At 35.8% G+C, this 710-nt stretch carries 1 protein-coding gene; it reads left to right on the top strand.

Translation table 11 applies throughout. From position 1 onward, the window contains the following. Positions 1-74: 74 nt before the first annotated feature. Positions 75-710: carbohydrate ABC transporter permease (locus RTP52_RS05970; RefSeq protein ID WP_312369853.1), on the top strand; the 636-nt coding region annotated here is incomplete at its 3' end.

Here is a 710-nt window from a genome sequence, read left to right as displayed (position 1 = left end):
GTGGCAATGAGGTTATGAGCAAGTAGCGTAAGCGGATTGCGAATATCCGCTTTGAATTGGAGGAAATTAGGTTTATGAAAAAAGCTAATATAAATGAAAGCAAGAGATTTGATATAGTGAATCGATTTGTTTTGCTTCTGATTGCAGTAATAATCGTGGTACCAATTTGGAATATTGTGGCCTCTTCCTTTAGTAGCGGAAAAGCATTGGCAGAAGGAGGATTTGTTTTCTGGCCAAAGAAATTCTCAATTGAAAATTACAAGGCTGTTATGAATGATTCGAGTATATGGAAGGCATACATCATATCGGTTTCTAAGACTGTGATCGGTGTAGTTGCCCATGTATTCTTCTGTTCTATGGTGGCTTACGGTCTTAGCAAAAGAGATCTAATGGGTAGGAAAGTGTATACAGCTATGGGTGTAATTACCTTATTTTTTTCAGGCGGTATGATACCTACTTATTTATTAATGAGACAATTAAACCTTATCAATAATTTTATGGTTTATATTATCCCCTCTTTGTTTAGTTATTATGATGTTGTAATACTAATGAATTTCTTCAGACAGTTACCAGTATCCATGGAGGAATCAGCAAAAATTGATGGTGCAGGGGCATGGAGAATATTTTTGAAGATTATAATGCCGTTATCAAAACCTGCAATAGCTACCATAGCATTGTTCCATGGAGTTTATCAATGGAACGACTTCATG

Source organism: Lachnoclostridium sp. (genome assembly GCF_031997925.1).
GTDB lineage: Bacteria > Bacillota > Clostridia > Lachnospirales > Lachnospiraceae > Lachnoclostridium.
Note: the sequence above shows the minus strand (reverse complement) of the source record. Positions and strands in the feature narration are given on the sequence as shown.